Annotated in this window: 14 protein-coding genes and 1 pseudogene; 7 read left to right on the top strand and 8 right to left on the bottom strand. The window is 57.9% G+C overall.

All coding sequences use genetic code 11. The annotated features are described in order from the left end of the window. Positions 1 to 24: 24 nt before the first annotated feature. Positions 25 to 495, top strand: coding sequence for a glycine zipper domain-containing protein (locus tag ACWKWE_RS21895; RefSeq protein ID WP_166594176.1), 471 nt, complete (start codon positions 25 to 27; stop codon positions 493 to 495). Positions 496 to 568: 73 nt separating this feature from the next. On the opposite strand, the gene ACWKWE_RS21900 is transcribed toward ACWKWE_RS21895, so the two are convergent. Both ACWKWE_RS21900 and ACWKWE_RS21905 read right to left on the bottom strand, forming a co-directional pair. After that, on the bottom strand, positions 569 to 997 hold the full coding sequence (locus ACWKWE_RS21900) for an acyl-CoA thioesterase (protein WP_341960683.1): 429 nt from the start codon (positions 995 to 997) through the stop codon (positions 569 to 571). A gap of 170 nt (positions 998 to 1,167) precedes the next feature. Next, positions 1,168 to 3,098, bottom strand: a pseudogene (locus ACWKWE_RS21905) (RecQ family ATP-dependent DNA helicase). Positions 3,099 to 3,342: 244 nt separating this feature from the next. Here ACWKWE_RS21905 and ACWKWE_RS21910 point away from each other — a divergent pair. The 3 genes from ACWKWE_RS21910 (at position 3,343) to ACWKWE_RS21920 (ending at position 6,436) form a co-directional block, all read left to right on the top strand. Next, positions 3,343 to 4,152 (top strand): hypothetical protein, encoded by an 810-nt coding sequence (locus ACWKWE_RS21910; protein ID WP_483851689.1) that lies wholly within the window; start codon positions 3,343 to 3,345, stop codon positions 4,150 to 4,152. A gap of 120 nt (positions 4,153 to 4,272) precedes the next feature. Next, on the top strand, positions 4,273 to 5,415 hold the full coding sequence (locus ACWKWE_RS21915; protein ID WP_483851690.1) for a hypothetical protein: 1,143 nt from the start codon (positions 4,273 to 4,275) through the stop codon (positions 5,413 to 5,415). 304 nt (positions 5,416 to 5,719) lie between these two features. Next, positions 5,720 to 6,436 (top strand): hypothetical protein, encoded by a 717-nt coding sequence (locus ACWKWE_RS21920; RefSeq protein ID WP_483851691.1) that lies wholly within the window; start codon positions 5,720 to 5,722, stop codon positions 6,434 to 6,436. Between the two features lie 87 nt (positions 6,437 to 6,523). Here the strand turns inward: ACWKWE_RS21920 and ACWKWE_RS21925 are convergent, their stop codons facing one another. Continuing rightward, the gene (locus ACWKWE_RS21925) at positions 6,524 to 8,065 is read right to left on the bottom strand and encodes a phosphoenolpyruvate carboxykinase (RefSeq protein WP_483851692.1); all 1,542 of its coding nucleotides are present in this window, start codon (positions 8,063 to 8,065) and stop codon (positions 6,524 to 6,526) included. Between the two features lie 203 nt (positions 8,066 to 8,268). Then, on the bottom strand, positions 8,269 to 9,171 hold the full coding sequence (gene hslO, locus ACWKWE_RS21930) for an Hsp33 family molecular chaperone HslO (RefSeq protein ID WP_166594169.1): 903 nt from the start codon (positions 9,169 to 9,171) through the stop codon (positions 8,269 to 8,271). Positions 9,172 to 9,270: 99 nt separating this feature from the next. On the opposite strand from hslO, the gene ACWKWE_RS21935 reads away from it, so the two are divergent. Next, entirely contained in the window at positions 9,271 to 10,080 is an 810-nt protein-coding gene (locus ACWKWE_RS21935) for a phosphatase PAP2 family protein (RefSeq protein WP_166594168.1), read from the top strand. A gap of 75 nt (positions 10,081 to 10,155) precedes the next feature. On the opposite strand, the gene ACWKWE_RS21940 is transcribed toward ACWKWE_RS21935, so the two are convergent. Further along, positions 10,156 to 10,557, bottom strand: a complete 402-nt coding sequence (locus tag ACWKWE_RS21940) for an RNA-binding S4 domain-containing protein (protein ID WP_166594167.1) — start codon at positions 10,555 to 10,557, stop codon at positions 10,156 to 10,158. Between the two features lie 261 nt (positions 10,558 to 10,818). Here ACWKWE_RS21940 and rimB point away from each other — a divergent pair, with 261 nt between their 5' ends. Continuing rightward, positions 10,819 to 11,301 (top strand): retropepsin-like aspartic endopeptidase RimB, encoded by a 483-nt coding sequence (gene rimB, locus ACWKWE_RS21945; protein WP_166594166.1) that lies wholly within the window; start codon positions 10,819 to 10,821, stop codon positions 11,299 to 11,301. After that, entirely contained in the window at positions 11,298 to 12,203 is a 906-nt protein-coding gene (gene rimK / locus ACWKWE_RS21950; RefSeq protein WP_093465889.1) for a 30S ribosomal protein S6--L-glutamate ligase, read from the top strand. Before rimB ends, rimK begins: the two co-directional genes overlap by 4 nt. A gap of 188 nt (positions 12,204 to 12,391) precedes the next feature. On the opposite strand, the gene ACWKWE_RS21955 is transcribed toward rimK, so the two are convergent. The 3 genes from ACWKWE_RS21955 to ompR form a co-directional block, all read right to left on the bottom strand. Continuing rightward, a complete protein-coding gene (locus ACWKWE_RS21955) occupies positions 12,392 to 12,922 on the bottom strand; it encodes a hypothetical protein (RefSeq protein ID WP_483851693.1) in 531 nt (176 codons plus the stop codon). 151 nt (positions 12,923 to 13,073) lie between these two features. After that, entirely contained in the window at positions 13,074 to 14,387 is a 1,314-nt protein-coding gene (locus tag ACWKWE_RS21960; protein WP_166594165.1) for an ATP-binding protein, read from the bottom strand. Between the two features lie 165 nt (positions 14,388 to 14,552). Next, positions 14,553 to 15,293, bottom strand: a complete 741-nt coding sequence (gene ompR, locus ACWKWE_RS21965; RefSeq protein ID WP_166594164.1) for an osmolarity response regulator transcription factor OmpR — start codon at positions 15,291 to 15,293, stop codon at positions 14,553 to 14,555. Positions 15,294 to 15,478: the final 185 nt, after the last annotated feature.

Genomic DNA, 15,478 nt, shown 5'->3' on the forward strand with positions numbered 1-15,478 from the left:
CGTCATCCCTACGAGCATCCCTACATGAAGTATTCCTCGATTCTGTTGTTGTCCCTCTCGCTGGCCACCGGTTTCGCCTCAGCAGGCGATAACCTGAACGCTGGCGTAGGCGGCGCATTGGGTGGGGTACTGGGTTCAGTTGTCGGTCAACAAATCGGCGGCAGCACCGGTTCTGCCATCGGCGCAGGACTGGGCGGGGCGGCTGGCGGCGCAGTGGGCGCCAACCGTCACAACCGTACTGAAGCCGCCATCGGCGGCGGTTTGGGCGCGGCAGGCGGCAACGTGATTGGTCGCAGCGTCGGCGGCAGCACTGGCAGCCTGATCGGCGCAGCAGCAGGTGGCGGTGCCGGTGGCGCGCTGGGTAACTATATGGGCGAAGAGAGCCGTCGTGACGACAATCGTCGCGGCTATCGCGGTGATCGTCGCGACTACCACGGCGGTCATGGCAAGCGTCACTACGACCACGGCCGTCATCGCGGCTGGCGTCATCGCTGACAGCAGCGCAACGCCTTCGACAGGGACATTCACCGGCCGCCGATAACGCGGCCGGTTTGCGTTTCCAGCCGCTTCAGAGCACCAGACGCTCCATCGCCGCGCGCAACGCCACAGGAATCGGCACGGGCTGATTCGAGGCCCGATCCACGAACACGTGCACGAACCGCCCCGCCGCACACGCCTCTTCTTCACCCACCTTGAACACTGCCAGCTCGTACTGCACTGAACTGTTCCCCAGTTTTCCGACGCGCAACCCCACCTCAATCAGGTCGGGATAAGCGACTGACGCAAAATAGTCACAGGACGAACTGACCACGAACCCCACCACTGCCCCATCGTGAATATCCAGCCCGCCCTGCTCAATCAGGTAGCTGTTCACGGTGCTGTCGAAGAAGCTGTAGTAGGTGACGTTGTTCACATGGCCGTAAATGTCGTTGTCATGCCAGCGTGTGGTGATGGGCTGAAAGTGGCGGTAGTCGGCGCGTATCGGAGTTTCGCTCATGCGTTGTCCTCGGTGGGCAAGTGCGGACCTGACACTATGACGCTTTAGGGTATCCATGAAACCTGTGGGAGCGAATTGATTCGCGATGGCGGCGTAACAACACCATCACCTGCGCCTGAGAATACGCATCGTGAATGAATTCGCTCCCACAGCAGACTGCATCTGCAGCCCTACTGAAGTTGGCCCTGAACCCAAGCCCTCACTTCGCCATAGGGGTAATCCTCCAGCACCGCGAAACCAGGAATGCCCCGGGCCTTGAGTTTGGTAAACACCGGCACGCTGATTCCGCATAAAAACCGGGTCAGGCATTCAAGGCTGGGATCATGCCCCAACGCCTGCAAATGCTTGCTGACAAACTCGCTGCACAAATCCCCCAGATCCCGCTCATCGAGCGGCCTCAGCTCGGGAGGCCCCGGCAACACCGCGACATGCCCTGCACACACCGAGCAATGCCCGCAGCGATCAGGCGCCCGCTCATCGCCAAAGTACGTAGCAAGGCGATGACTCAGGCACTGTTCACTCGCGAATAGATCCAGCATCGCGTGAATACGCGCCACTTCGGTCGTCTCATGATGCACGAAGTAAGCGTGAAGCTCTTCGCTCAGCACCTGGATATCAAAATCCGTGACCAGCACGTTGTAGACGTCGGTCATCTGCTTGGTTTCCAGCTCGATCCAGCCCTTTTCCTGAAAGAAATCCAGCGCCGTTACCACGCGTCCGCGCTCCGCTTGGTATTGCTGGTAAATCGCGTCGAAGTCCACAGTCGCCCAAGTCCGCGCGCGGCGTGAAGTCTCGACCAATGCCTGCACGAACTGCTGACGCTCGCCTTGAAACCGCTGCACCAGGTCCTGCGGCTCGATCAAATATTTGAAGCGGTACTCCGCGAAATACGAGTAACGAGGGGCAATGATCCCGCGCAGTTCAAGCTGAACAAGCAACGTTTTCAACGGCAGCTGGCGGATGTTGCTCATGTCGGAAAGATGCAGCAACAAGAATTCCCACTGGCCGTCATGGCGCGCACTGAGCAAATCCTCCAGCACCCGACGAATCCCCTCGCGCTCGGGCGTGTCCCCGTACACGAAATTTTCCAGCACGTTGAGGCTGTCGCGATTGGCCAGCACCAGACACTCGGAGACGGCACCGTCGCGCCCTGCCCGGCCAATTTCCTGGCTGTAGTTCTCGACCGATTTGGGCAGATCGAAATGCACGACGTTGCGGATGTCACTTTTGTCGATGCCCATCCCGAACGCAATGGTAGCGACGATGCAGTTCAGGCGCCCCGCCATGAACTGACGCTGGATCGATTCGCGTCTGTCGTGGGGTAATCCGGCGTGATAGGCCTGCGCCGGAATGCCCTGCTCCGCCAAATGCGCCGCCACGAATTCGGCGGTTTTCTGCAAGGTGACATACACAATGCTCGGCTGCCCGGCCCGCTCGCCCAGCCACTGCGTCAGGCGTCTGCTTTTGTCACGCCCCGGCGCGGGTTCGACCAACAGCGTGAGATTCGGCCGATAAAATCCGGTCGTCACCACGTCTCTGGGCGCGATGGCGAATTTGCTCTGCATGTCTTCGATGACGTGTGGAGTGGCAGTCGCGGTCAGCAACAGCGCTTGCGGGATATTGAATTCGCGCTGGTAGTCCGGAAGCTTGAGATAGTCCGGGCGGAAGTTGTGCCCCCATTCCGAGATGCAATGCGCCTCGTCGATCACCAACAGCGAGATCGGCACCTGCGCGATGAAGTGCCGGAATCGCTCATTTTTTAGACGCTCTACCGAAATCATCAGAATTTTCAGTTCGCCGGAGCGGGCGCGGTTCATCACGTCTGTCACGTCTTCACGACTCTGTGCCGAATCGATACTCGCCGCTGAGATGCCGTGGCGCTGCGAAAGGTCAACTGGTCCTGAATCAGCGCCAGCAACGGAGAAACCACTAGTGTGAGGTTTGGCAATAGCAAGGCTGGCAACTGGTAACACAGCGATTTTCCGGAGCCGGTGGGAAAGATCGCGGCAACGGAACGACCCGCCAATACCGCGCTGATCGCTGCCTCTTGTCCGGCGCGGAACTGCTGATAACCGAAAACCTGCTCAAGCGTTTGATGCATGTACCGCCCCTCCATGAACCGTCGCAAAGACCTGAACCTTAGCGCGGCAGGTTCGGGCGACGAACACCTAAACCGTTACAGAAATGCCAAACAGGATACATCTCTGATAAGCGAGGGATGTGCACGACTAGCAAAACGACATCGCGCCGTTTAACCTCGCCGCAACTTTTACTCACATCTGATTTCACTCGCTGAAGAGGGCCTAGAGGCCCCATTGCAGCACGAAAATCGCCAAGGAGAGGCCATGCAACCCACCCTGCCGCCCGAGGATGACGGCCAGATCGTCATACAGCGTCTGACGCCAGACCAGTTCGACGTCGTGCTCGGTTCGCACCCTGCAAAAAGAAAACTCCCACCTGCCAAAAGTACGTGGCCGCTCAGCAGCGTGTTGATTTGTCTGGCGCTAGTGATGGCGATTCTCTACCTCGTCGCTCAGATGTTTCATACGCAGAAACCCGCTCCGATGCCCGTCGCCACGTTACCGGCGGCTGACGTCATCGAAGCACCTGAACCCGAGGCTCAAACACCCGAAATGCGGACGACCGAGCAAGTGGTCTACGTCGCTCCCAAGCTAGATACCACCCAACCTGCGACGTCAAAGCCGCTCGACGACTGCATGAAGCAAGGCAATGTGATCGACCGAGACGTCATCAATTGCCGGTTTGGCGATATTCAACCGACGGACTACAACGCACCCCGACCACAGGGCATGGTGTCTGACCGTTACATGGCGCAGTACAAGGCGACCGCCGCCAAGCCTCAGGCTGAAACGGGCCGTCGCTATGAAGTCGCGGGCGTACTTATCAGGGAAGTGGATGGGCGCAATCGGTATGAAGCGCGCTACCGCATCTACAACAATCACGTCGAAAACAATAGCGTGTGCATGAACTTCAAAGCGGACAGCGTCGAATATCGCGAATGCCGTCGCGCCGCTGCACCGTACTTCAAAGACATGTGCAGCGACTGGACCAAGCGCGCTGCCAAAGACAGGGACGAGAAAAACAAACTCGCACAGGAACAGTTCTGTGAGGCGGCTAATACTTATCGACCCTGATGCGGACTGACACACTTTGGAGCCTTTTGACAGGCTCATATTGCGAAACAGTTACGCTTTTGCCAAATGAATATCCTCAACCTACCTTTTGGAGACCTATCAACCCAAGGGTAATTAATCATGAGTGTTTTAACAGTATTCTTTTGCGGTACCGGCTCTAACAGTTTTGACCCATTCAATAAAAGCTATTGGGACGGCGAGCTGGTATCCACACTGGCTTCAAACATGAACAACCGAGAGTTTGCCGACTGGATCATTATTGATGGCCCTGGCAGTGGCAACTTGCAAGCCGATAACCTGTTCACTGAGCCCGGCGGCTATGGCATGACCGGAACGCTATTTGGCAAAGGCTGGGAAGAAAATGTCGGTCATGCATTGGCGATGATAAAAGGCAAAACGAACTGGCAGCGCACGAAGTTGACCAAGCAGGAATACGATCGATTGAAGAAAGCCAACATTCCTGTTGAAGACCTTGATCGAACCGGGTGCTGGCTGTGGCGCACTTACGACTACGGGGATCGCAAAGTCACCCCCCAGCAGCTTCAGGAAAAAATCATCCAGATCTTCCGCAAGAAAGATGAAAAAGGCCGCCCGATTCCCAAACAGGTCAATCTGGTGGGCTGGAGCCGCGGGGGTATCAGTTGCCACATGCTGGCCAATGCCATGCTGGCAGACCCTGAGCTGAAGCACATTGCCGTCAATATCTTCGCCATCGACCCTGTGCCGGGTGCGCTGAACTTCCAGGCTCACCGCGTCACGCTCGGTGCCAACGTCAAACAGTACATTGGCTTTTACGCACGTGATGAACGCTCCAAAGGTTTCGCCTGCGTAGCGCCGCGCACCGCGCCAAGCACCCAGGTACATATCTTCCCAATGGCAGGTCGCCACGCAACGTTAGTGGGCAACGCGGCCGATGATGGCGCCAATGGCAGAAATGCTTTTACGGAACCGGGTTTGATCATCCGTCATTACGCCGAGCAAAGTCTGACTCGCTGGGGGGCTCCGCTGAATAAAATGCTCAAGCTGACTTCCGCCAGAATTGATGAGTATTTGAAAGTGATTGCACGAAACGATAAGAGTTTTATCGGTATGCGCAGCAAATCTTATACCGCCATTACGGAAGCGGACGCCGGAGAGCGCCGCGTCTCGTGGGGCGATAAGGGTGTGAAGTTTTCAGCCGTGAACGGCAATGCATTCTTTCCCAACGCAGGCTTGTCCGCCCCTGTTGCGCCAACGTCGAGTTTTCACAAGCCCATTAGTTGAAATTTCACTTCCATTTTATTGAATGTGATTTACAAGACCGTTCAAGCTGTATCGCTTCACATTATACGTAAAACTGAAAAACCGATTGACACCCTGCCGTGACATAAACGAAGCGGCAATACGTCATCAAGAATTCCAGGCAACTGTCTCGCTCTTGACCGGGATCATGAATCACCGTCGAGGGCGAGCTTGCCAACAAAGACCTCGGCAACATTTTTCAGTCACTGGCTCGACAAAACGCGATTTCAGCGGTCATACCTTCCGCCAAGCAGAGGCTTTCAGCCGATCACTTCAGGAAAACCCCATGACCCACACTCGCTACCTTCCGCTCATGTTCGCCGCCCTGATTGCCACCCTCGCAGGCTGCGGCGATAAAAATCCCGAGAAAGCCAGCAGCGCCTCTGCCGACGCTCGCGGCCTCTCGAAGTCGATGACGGTAGACGTGAGCGGTGCCATGAATCTGCACTACGAAGCCAAAGGCGATGCCGTCAGCGTTGGCTTCCTGCCCGGCAAGCTGCCCGGCGCGAACTGGCTGACGCTCAGTGCGGACCAGGAAGCAGACGGTGATCGCAACGAAGTCAGCATCGGCCCCATCCTCGGTTTCTCTTTCGAGGACCCGGACCAGCAGAAACAGGCGATCATGTTTCAGGGTGGCCGCGTTGAAGTCGCTCACGATGAAAACAGCGCGTCCTACGACACCGGCTCGTACTACCAGTATTTCGACACAGACAAGGACGGCACGAACAGCAACGTCAAACTCGACTTCAGCAAGATCGAGAAGCTGACGTCATCCAACAAGCTGTTGGACCGTTATAGATTGGTAGGCACGTTTCAGTTCAACGCCGCACTCTCCCCCGAACAGCCCAACGACGAATGCACCAAAGAAGCCGCCGCCTTCGCGGCCCAACACGGCGAACGCCACCCCGGCTTCGACGCGAAACTGTGCAACGCGAAGAACGTCGTTGCCAAGGGCAGTTTCGACATCACTCAGGATTTTCCGGTGACGGGGAAATCAGGCTGAGCCATAAGATCGGGCAAGACTGACGCCGAAAGATATCTATAAAAAAACCGCCCCTGGAGGCGGTTTTTTGGTCAGCAAAGCCCGGTCTTACAACTTCGGACCCGCTGCCTTGATCGCATCGCTCACGTCGAACTTCTTGAAGTTCTCGATGAACAGACCGGCCAGCGCCTTGGCCGCTTCGTCGTACGCTGCTTTGTCGGCCCAGGTATTGCGTGGGTTCAGCAGCCCGGTGTCGACGCCTGGAACGGATTTCGGCACGTCCAGGTTAACGGTGTCGAGGTGCTCGGTTTCTGCACCGATCAGCGCGCCGCTCTGGATCGCGGCAATAACGCCACGGGTGGTCGGGATGTTGAAGCGTTTGCCAACACCGTAGCCGCCGCCGGTCCAGCCGGTGTTAACCAGGTAAACCTTCGAGCCGAAGCCGCGGATACGCTTGATCAGCAACTCAGCGTATTCGCCGGCCGGACGCGGGAAGAACGGTGCGCCGAAGCAAGTGGAGAAGGTCGACTTGATGCCAGCGCCCGAACCCATTTCGGTCGAACCGACCAGCGCGGTGTAGCCCGACAGGAAGTGGTAGGCCGCTTGTTCTTCGCTGAGGATCGACACGGGCGGGAGAACGCCGGTCAGGTCGCAGGTCAGGAAGATCACAGCGTTTGGCTCGCCACCGAAGTTTTTCTCGGAGCGCTTTTCAACGTGTTCCAGCGGGTACGCGGCGCGGCTGTTCTGGGTCAGGCTGCTGTCTGCGTAGTCGGCGTGCTGGTTGGCGTCGAGAACGACGTTTTCCAGCACAGCGCCATGCTTGATGGCTTTCCAGATGACCGGCTCGTTCTTCTCCGACAGGTCGATGCACTTGGCGTAGCAACCGCCCTCAATGTTGAACACAACACCTTCGCCCCAGCCGTGCTCATCGTCACCGATCAGGTAACGGCTCTCGTCTGCGGACAAGGTGGTTTTGCCAGTGCCCGACAGACCGAAGAACAGGGTCACATCGCCTTCTTCGCCGATGTTGGCGGCGCAATGCATTGGCAGCACGTCAGCGGCCGGCAGCAGGAAGTTCTGCACGGAGAACATGGCTTTTTTCATCTCGCCGGCGTAACGCATGCCTGCGATCAGCACCTTCTTCTGTGCGAAGTTGAGGATGACGCAGCCGTCGGAGTTGGTGCCGTCGCGTTCTGGCTCGCAGATGAAGTTGGCAACGTTCAGCACCTGCCATTCCTGGCGACCAGCAGGGTTGTACTGGGCCGGATTGATGAACAGGCAACGACCGAACAGATTCTGCCAGGCAGTCTGAGTGGTCATCTTGACGGCCAGGTAGTGATCGGACGCCGAGCCTACGTGGACGTGAGAAACGAAATGTTCCTGAGCGTTGTTGAACGACTCGACACGCGCCCACAGGGCATCGAACTTGTCAGCAGGGAATTTGCGGTTGATCGGACCCCAGGCGATGGCGGCCGAGGTGCTCGGCTCATCGACGATGAAACGGTCCGCTGGCGAGCGACCTGTACGGTGACCGGTTTCGACGACGAGCGCGCCGGTGTCGGACAGTACGCCTTCTTCGCGTTTGAGGGCTTCTTTAACCAGTTCGTCGACACTGAGATCGGTGTAAACGGCGTTGTTGGCTTGCGTCATGAGATTCCCCGTCGGCCCGCTGGCCGAGTGCTCCAAACGTTTTGTAGTAGAAAAACCCAAACTACTACAGCTGAAAAGTGGGCCGGATTATGCCAGAAAAGGCCAAAAAAGGTAGGGGCCAACTGTCAGAACTACATAATCCAGAGCCAAGCAGGCCGGGCGGAAACCATTCAGCCCCACCTTGGCACTACATCGACACTACATTAATGACGGGTATCAGAAGGGGTATCGATCCCACCGCCTGCAAACAGCTGCGCCACGTCAGCGGCATCGAACAGGTAGCGCTGATTACAGAACTGGCAATCGATCTCGACCATGCCGTTGTGTTCGATCACCAACTGCTGCGCATCCTCAAGGCCCAGGCTGACCAGCGCGTTAGCGGAGCGCTCGCGGGAGCAGCTGCAACGGAACACCAGCGGCTGAATGTCGAACATGCGCACGGCGTCCTCATGGAAGAGACGATGCAGCACGGTTTCGTTGTTCAGGCTCAGCAGCTCTTCGGCGGTAAGGGTATCGACGAGGGTGTTGACGTGCTGCCAGCTGGCTTCGCGCTCTTCCGCGTCAGTGAGACGTGCGGGAGGGAGTTGCTGAAGCAGAAGACCGCGCGCTCGCTTGCCGTCAGCCTTGATCCAGAAGCGCGTAGGCAATTGCTCGGACATCACGAAGTAGCTGGAAAGGCAAGCCGACAGGTCGACGCCGTCCAGCCCCACGATCCCTTGGTAGCGTTTACCCTGGCGAGGATCGATGGTCATGGTCAGGTCGCCGTCTGGCATCAGCTCCTGCAACGTGGCTGCCGGGGTGATGAGGCTTTCGTCATAACGGGCGATGCCGCGGATTTCGCGGTCGCTGGAGCACTCGACCATCAGCAGCGAAACCGGCCCCAGCGAGCGCGCCTGCAAGACCAGCAAGCCGTCGAATTTCAGCGTGCCGACCAGCAAGGCAGCTGCAGCGAGCATTTCGCCGAGCAGTTGCGCAACCGGTTCGGGGTAAGGGTGCTTGGCAAGTACCTCAGCGTAGCTACGCTCCAGTGCCACAAGCTCACCGCGAACGTCGCTCTCGTCGAAGATGAAACGTTGGGTGTAATCAATGTCCGGGAAATTTTGCATATGAAGAAAGGTATCTGAGTAATGACAAAGTGATGACAAGCGCTTATAAAACGCCGTTTAGCACCGATGGGTGCACTGTCATGCCGATGGGGGCATCTTATGGACTATCCCGCGTTGTTCCAAGCCAAGTGGAACGCCAAAAAATTCCTGCTGTGTAATCTGATCGCGCTAGCACTGCTGCTGGTGTGGATCTGGCCCACAGGCCACGCCGCTTTCACCCAATTCGACGAATGGCTTTTTCATGTGCTGAACCGCCCACTTGAGCAAAACAAAGTGTGGTTGTGGATCTGGACGATTGCCAGTATGCGCCCGTTCGATATCGTCGTCGGGCTGATCTTGCTGGTGCTGCTGATCAAGGGCGACTGGGTATTCAAAGCGGTACAAACCCGCGCCGCGCTGATCGGCTTCGTACTGACGTTGATTCTGTTGCTGATCATTCGCACGGTGTTCTCCAAAATCATCGATCACACCTCCCTGCAACATGACAGCGCCTCCATGGTGATCCCGGACGCGATCAAGCTCAGCGAAATCTTCCCCACACTGGAAGACAAATGGCAGTTGAAGGACCGCTCAAGCCAGAGTTTTCCCGGCGACCACGCTTCGGTGCTGCTGATCTGGGCGATGTTCATGACTGTGTTCAGCCGTACGGTGGGTCAGCGCGTGATCATCTGGGTGCTGGCGCTGCTGTTCATGATGCCCCGCCTGGTGGCTGGCGCTCATTGGGGCCAGGACGATTACATTGGCGGCGTGATGATCGCCCTGCTGGCGTTGGCCTGGAGTTGTTACACGCCGTTCGTGGCAGTGGCCACACGCTTTCTGTTGCAAGTCACGGCGCCGATTTTCAACCTGTTCGCCAAGGTGCCGCTGCTGGGCTGTCTGAGCATCATGAAGCCAGGCGCACGATTGTAAGAGATCCGCATTGGCAGGGCCGCCGGGGGTGGCGCCTGCACACCGCGACCAGACGTTCACCCCGCGAACGCGCACTCAGTCATCCCCCGACCGAAAATGAAACAGCTGGCGTCGCTGCTTTTTGGTCGGTTTGCCGTCCGTGGTCACGCCCAGGCTCCCAGCCTTGCGCATCTCGGCCGCCTGTTCCCGCTTCGCGAGGCTTTCCGGTGTTTCGCTGTACAGCAACTGAGCTTCCGGCGCCCCCCGACGAACGATGGACAGCGCCTGAACCACCACCGTGCGCTCATCGAACCCGGCTCGAATCTGAAACTCGTCACCAATGCGCGGCTCCTTCCCGGGCTTGCAACGCTCGCCTCGGCAATGCACCTTGCCGCTTTCAATCGCTGCTTTCGCCAGCGCGCGCGTCTTGAAGAAACGCGCTGCCCAGAGCCATTTGTCCAGACGAACCTTGTCGTCCTCTTCTGCCTTTTGTGCCATCTGAATTCCTCAACCGGGTAATAGTCAGAACTGTACTACGCAACGCCGGGCGCGCAGTAATCTCAAACCTTGATTAGAATTCCCCGCACATGCGTAGGGGTATGCGCTTTATCGCTCGTGCGGCTATCGTTCCCGGATTGTCACACAGCAGACCGCGTTGGCCGTTAGAGTCATCGGCGCTGGCATTGAGCAGCCTGCATTTCAAGCCTTGTCCCCGGCTTTTCGGGTGTCAGGGAGAACGCGCAACTTGACGGAATCGCTTTGAAAACATTCGACCATCTCACAGTCATCGGCCTTCGCGAATGGGTGGCGCTGCCCAATTTGGGGGTGGCAGGCTTGCGCGCGAAAATCGACACCGGGGCCAGCACATCCAGCCTGCATGCCACGGAAATCGAACCTTTCGAACGCGACGGCGAAAAGTGGGTGCGCTTCAACGCTCACTTGGGGACCGTCGTGCAGTTACGACATCGCCGTTGCGAAGCGCAGCTGGTGGCGATGAAGACCATCAAAAGCTCCAACGGCCAGGCGCAGGTGCGATACGTGATTCGCACCACCCTTGCCTTGGGAGATCGGGTCTGGCCGGTGGAATTCACCCTCGCCTGCCGCAAGGCCATGCGTTACCGGTTGCTATTGGGTTCCAAGGCTTTGATTGACGGCCAACTGGTGGTCAATCCGGGCATTACTTACGTTCAGGACAAACCGGTTTTTCCGGCCTCCAATCCCTCTGCCACAGGTGTTGCATGAAGATCGCTGTGCTTTCGCGAAACCCGCGTCTGTATTCAACTCGCCGTCTGGTCGAAGCTGGCATTCAGCGTGGCCATGAGGTCGTGGTGATCGATACCCTGCGCGCCTATATGAACATCGCCAGTCATAAGCCGCAGATTCACTATCGAGGAAAACCCCTGGAAGGCTTTGACGCGGTCATTCCGCGCATTGGCGCTTCCGTTACCTTCTACGGCTGCGCCGTGCTGCGTCAATTCGAGATGATGGGCGTGTTCCCGCTCAACGAATCCGTCGCCATCGCGCGCTCCCGGGACAAATTGCGTTCGTTGCAATTGTTGTCGCGGCGCGGAATCGGCCTGCCGGTGACGGGTTTCGCTCACTCCCCTGACGACATCCCCGACCTGATCCAGATGGTCAACGGCGCGCCGTTGGTGATCAAGGTGCTGGAAGGCACCCAAGGCATCGGCGTCGTGCTCTGCGAAACGGCAACGGCAGCGGAATCGGTGATCGAAGCCTTTATGGGGCTCAAGCAGGACATCATGGTGCAGGAGTACATCAAGGAAGCCGGAGGCGCGGACATTCGCTGCTTCGTGGTGGGCGACAAGGTGATCGCTTCGATGATGCGTCAGGCCAAACCCGGTGAATTCCGCTCCAACCTGCACCGGGGCGGCACCGCCAGCCTGATCAAGATCACGCCGGAAGAACGCATGACTGCCATCCGCGCCGCCAAGGTCATGGGCCTGAGCGTCGCGGGCGTCGACATCCTGCGCTCGAACCACGGGCCTCTGGTGATGGAAGTGAACTCATCGCCGGGCCTGGAAGGCATCGAAGCCACGACCGGCAAGGACGTGGCGGGGATGATCATCCAATACATCGAAAAAAACGGCGGCCCGCACATGACGCGCACGAAAGGGAAAGGGTGACGCCTAAATTGACCCCGTCCAGGGTTTCCAATACCATCAGCCCTGTCGAAGCGACTGACCGGATGAGATCGAGCGCTTCCCAGCGGTGAAAACCGTAGTCGCGCAAGGCGGCTCGCAAGTGGTGTCCGGATCTGCTTTACCGTTAACAAAAAAAGACGCCTTGTGCGTCTTTTTTCGTTTCTTGATGCTTAACATCTGGTCGCAATAGCTCTGCGCAAGTAAACCTTGCTGCACAAGAGCTGAAACCCGATGCGGCCAAACAGCTTGGGCGGCGACTCAGTTTGATGATAGGCACTCTCGACCACAAGATTCAGGTTTTGAGGCGTGAGCTGAGCAGCCCGACGAATTTCAAAAAACAGGTGATAGGCTCCCGCCGGGTCCTCGACTCTGATCGAATATGCCCAATTCCTTTGAGTAGCCGTCTGCCAGACCTTGATATGGGGCTGATTCAGACTCGTCACTATTGCTGGCAACTGGAGCGAAAGGCGATAACGGGTAGAACAGAACGACCTGGCTTTCGCGCCATAGTCGATGATCGGCTCACCTTCCGGATGACTCGCTGGGAGGTAGGCTTTTGAAAAGCAGTGGTTGGAAAACGTGACGTGGACGCTCAACTCCCGCTTCGCCATCTGGCTGTGGAAAATGAAAGTGAAGGGATTGAGATGATCAAAGGTATAGGTAAGCGCACCGATGGTGAGCGGTGGAAAATAAACTGCCAAATGGGTCTCCGTACCAATACCTTGTCCTACGCTTCGTTGATTGATTCAGGTGAGCATGATCGCATCGGCCCTGTTGAGCGCTGCAATCATTCCAACCAGCATCGCCTTAGAGAATTGACCTTGAGACTCATGCGGGCAGCGCCAACACGAATCAGTCCGCATCCCTCGGCAGCATCAACCCTAACGGCAGCCGAACCCTCGCCTCCAGCCCGCCTCCCGATCGATTGCGCAGTTCGACGTTGCCGCCGTGCATGGCAGCGATGCGTTTGACGATGGCAAGGCCCAGCCCGGTGCCTTTGCCACTGCGGGCACGGTCGCCGCGGATGAAGGGGTTGAAGATGCCTTCCAGCTCGGAGGGGTCAATGCCCATGCCTCGGTCCAGCACGCTGAGCACAACATAAGGCGCGCCACTGTCACCTGACACATAAGCTGCTACTTCAACGCCATCTCCCGCATGGTGCATGGCGTTGCCGATGAGATTGGCGAGCAAGCGCTTCATCGAGACGCGACGCAGCGGAAACGGCGGGATGGATTCCAGGCATAAACGCACCTGCTCGACCGGGCTGTTGTACGGCGCCACCACTTCGTGAACCAGTTCGACCAGATCGACTTCCTCGACTTCTTCGTCGCGTCCATCACGAATGAACGCCAGGAACTGATCGAGAATCGCGTCCATGTCTTCGATGTCCCGGACCATGCCATCCATGAATTCGTTGTCCTTGGGCATCAATTCCAGCGACAGGCGCAATCGCGTGAGCGGCGTGCGCAAGTCGTGGGAAACCCCGGCCAGCATCAGCTCCCGCTCCTGCCCTGCCTGTTCGACGTCCTCCGCCATCTGATTGAAGGCGCGGTACACCTCGGTCATTTCGCTGGGGGTGTCGCTGACGGGCAAACGGACGCTACGCCCCTGCCCCAATTGGCGAGCCGCAAACACCAGGCGTTTGAGTGGCCGATTCAGCTGGCTGACGAAAATCCAGGCCGACGCGGTGGACAGCAAACCGATGGCGAGGAACCAGCCGAGTACGCTCCAGATTTTCTGACCGCGTAACGGATGAGGATACAAAGGGACCTTGAGCCAGCCATCACCCAGACTCGGTGCCCGCACCCACAGCGCTGGCGGCGCGTGAACCCGCAGCCGTACTTCGGTGTCGGCTCCCAACTCGGCCTGCATCTGGCGTTGATAAATTTCCGAGTAAGGCCAGTGCTGCTCGCCTTCCGGTACCCCACCGCCGACGACACGAATCAGCCCCGCCGCATCGGCGATCGTCTGCCGGTCGCTTTCATCTGCCGCCCAATACGCCCGCAAAGTCAGCGCGACGCCGTGGCTGTACTGACGGTCGACCAGCACGTCTTCGTTCATCAGCAGATACACCAGCGTCAGCGCCTTGGAAAACAGCACGACGATGAGCACCAGCCACAGGGTGCGGGAAAAGAAGCTTTGCGGGAACCAGAGCGGAGTCTTCATAACGGTGGCTATACACTTTGCAGGAGCGAGGCAAACTCGCGAGATGTCGCGGATGGCAAGAGACAGCAAAACCAGCCACCTCGACACCCCCTCTTGGGAGGCGCGAAATGACTGGCTGGCGTAAGCAGGCGATCAAAGCGCCCAACAGGCAACCTGTCGATGTGCTTACTGCTTGTTGGCACCGTCTGGCACGAATACATAACCCACACCCCAGACGGTCTGGATATAACGCGGTTTGGCGGCATCGACTTCGATCAAACGGCGCAGGCGTGAAATCTGTACATCGATGGATCGCTCCAACGCGTCCCACTCGCGGCCTCGGGCAAGATTCATCAATTTGTCGCGGGTCAGCGGCTCCCGAGCGTGCATGACCAACGCCTTGAGAACAGCGAACTCGCCGGTGGTGAGCATGTGAACCTGATCACCCTTTTTCAGCTCGCGAGTGGCGAGCGAAAGCTCGTATTCACCGAACGTGACGGTTTCGTCTTCACTGGCAGGCGCACCGGGCACCGGCGCGGACTGGCGTCGCAGGACCGCTTTGACACGGGCCATCAGTTCATCGGGGTTGAATGGCTTGGCCAGGTAATCGTCGGCGCCCAGTTCCAACCCTTTGATGCGGCTCAACTCGTCGCCCTTGGCCGTCAGCATAATGATCGGCACCTGGTTGTTCGCGGCACGCAGTCTGCGGCAGGCAGACAAGCCGTCTTCGCCGGGCAGCATCAAATCCAGCACGACGAGATGGAACACTTCCCGAGCCAGCAGACGATCCATGTGCTCGACATTGGGCACAGCACGGGCGCGGTAGCCCTTGCTGGTAAAAAAACGTTCTAACAGGCTGCTCAGACCCGGGTCATCATCAACGATGAGGATTTTCTCGCCTTCAGCCGTTTGTGCAGTGCTGCTCATTGGAAGCTCCTTTGATCTCGGCGCGCATTATGGCGTAGCTGCTGTTATGTGCACCGTGTGCATTGTTAGCAGATTTTTCCTGGGGTCACACTGATGCTCTGCGCGGGGCATTACAGATATCTACAGAGTAGCCGTGCAGTCCTGACAAGCCCTCCGACGAGGCAATCCCCTAATCCGGGTTCACT

The organism is Pseudomonas salicis, assembly GCF_057128705.1.

Bases quoted from the DNA above. Each gene is read 5' to 3' on its own strand.
- ACWKWE_RS21895 (WP_166594176.1), top strand. From the start codon at position 25: ATGAAGTATTCCTCGATTCTGTTGTTGTCCCTCTCGCTGGCCACCGGT.
- ACWKWE_RS21900 (WP_341960683.1), bottom strand. From the start codon at position 997: ATGAGCGAAACTCCGATACGCGCCGACTACCGCCACTTTCAGCCCATC.
- ACWKWE_RS21910 (WP_483851689.1), top strand. From the start codon at position 3,343: ATGCAACCCACCCTGCCGCCCGAGGATGACGGCCAGATCGTCATACAG.
- ACWKWE_RS21915 (WP_483851690.1), top strand. From the start codon at position 4,273: ATGAGTGTTTTAACAGTATTCTTTTGCGGTACCGGCTCTAACAGTTTT.
- ACWKWE_RS21920 (WP_483851691.1), top strand. From the start codon at position 5,720: ATGACCCACACTCGCTACCTTCCGCTCATGTTCGCCGCCCTGATTGCC.
- ACWKWE_RS21925 (WP_483851692.1), bottom strand. From the start codon at position 8,065: ATGACGCAAGCCAACAACGCCGTTTACACCGATCTCAGTGTCGACGAA.
- hslO (WP_166594169.1), bottom strand. From the start codon at position 9,171: ATGCAAAATTTCCCGGACATTGATTACACCCAACGTTTCATCTTCGAC.
- ACWKWE_RS21935 (WP_166594168.1), top strand. From the start codon at position 9,271: ATGGACTATCCCGCGTTGTTCCAAGCCAAGTGGAACGCCAAAAAATTC.
- ACWKWE_RS21940 (WP_166594167.1), bottom strand. From the start codon at position 10,557: ATGGCACAAAAGGCAGAAGAGGACGACAAGGTTCGTCTGGACAAATGG.
- rimK (WP_093465889.1), top strand. From the start codon at position 11,298: ATGAAGATCGCTGTGCTTTCGCGAAACCCGCGTCTGTATTCAACTCGC.
- ACWKWE_RS21960 (WP_166594165.1), bottom strand. From the start codon at position 14,387: ATGAAGACTCCGCTCTGGTTCCCGCAAAGCTTCTTTTCCCGCACCCTG.
- ompR (WP_166594164.1), bottom strand. From the start codon at position 15,293: ATGAGCAGCACTGCACAAACGGCTGAAGGCGAGAAAATCCTCATCGTT.